Below are 793 nucleotides of genomic sequence, written 5' to 3'. Positions count from 1 at the left end.
GGGGCCGTGTCAGGTTCAACCACGACGTCGGGCGCGGGGATGAACTCGGAGCTCACCGGGGTGCCGGTCACTTCGAGCAAACCTCCCGTGGAGACCACGGCCTCGGGCACGGTGGCGGGTTTGGTTTTCACCAGGGTGGTTCCGCCCGGGTCCCTCACTACCTGGACTACCCGGACCAGGAGCCCGTCCGGGGTGCCGGTAGTAACACCGGAGACCAGTACGTCATTGGGTTTGATGTCCGTGGCCTGATCCGAGGGCAGCGCAATGGTGTTGGTGGTCACCTGGGCGGTTTGGAGTTGGGCTGGTTCCAGGACTTCAACATCCGGGGCCACCGTGACCGTCCCCGCTGCAGGGTTTCCAGGGTCGGCCGGGGTTTTCTGGCCCGCGTACCGGTAGAGGAACGCGGCCATCGCATCACGGGCGATCCCGTCAAAGGGCCGGTACTGACGCGCCCCGTTACCAGCATCCCAGCCCGTGGAAATCCCGGCCCCGGCCAACCAGGTGATCTCCGTGTAGAACCCGCCACCGGCGGGAACATCCGTAAAAGGAGACACCGGTGGGGCCGTGAACGCTGGCTTGTCCGCGTACCGGTACAAGAACGCGGCCATCGCATCACGGGCGATCGGAGACAACGGACGATACTCACGCACCCCGCCATCGAGAGCCCAGCCGGTGGAAATGCCCTCGGAGGCAAGCCAGGTGATTTCTTTATAGAACGCTGCCTCTACCGGGACATCCGTGAACGGCGACACCGTGGGCGGTGTGAACGCCGGGGACCCGGCATGACGGTACA

Annotated in this window: 1 protein-coding gene; it reads right to left on the bottom strand. The window is 65.2% G+C overall.

Annotated elements, in window-relative coordinates; translation table 11 throughout:
• The coding region (locus MOD31_RS21830) for an S-layer homology domain-containing protein (RefSeq protein ID WP_250821696.1) at positions 1-793 on the bottom strand (793 nt) is incomplete at both ends.

The sequence above is a fragment of the Paenarthrobacter sp. TYUT067 genome (assembly GCF_023656375.1).
In the GTDB taxonomy this organism is placed as follows: Bacteria; Actinomycetota; Actinomycetes; order Actinomycetales; family Micrococcaceae; genus Arthrobacter.
The sequence above is the reverse complement of the archived record's forward strand: the minus strand, read 5'-3'. Positions and strand labels throughout refer to the sequence as shown.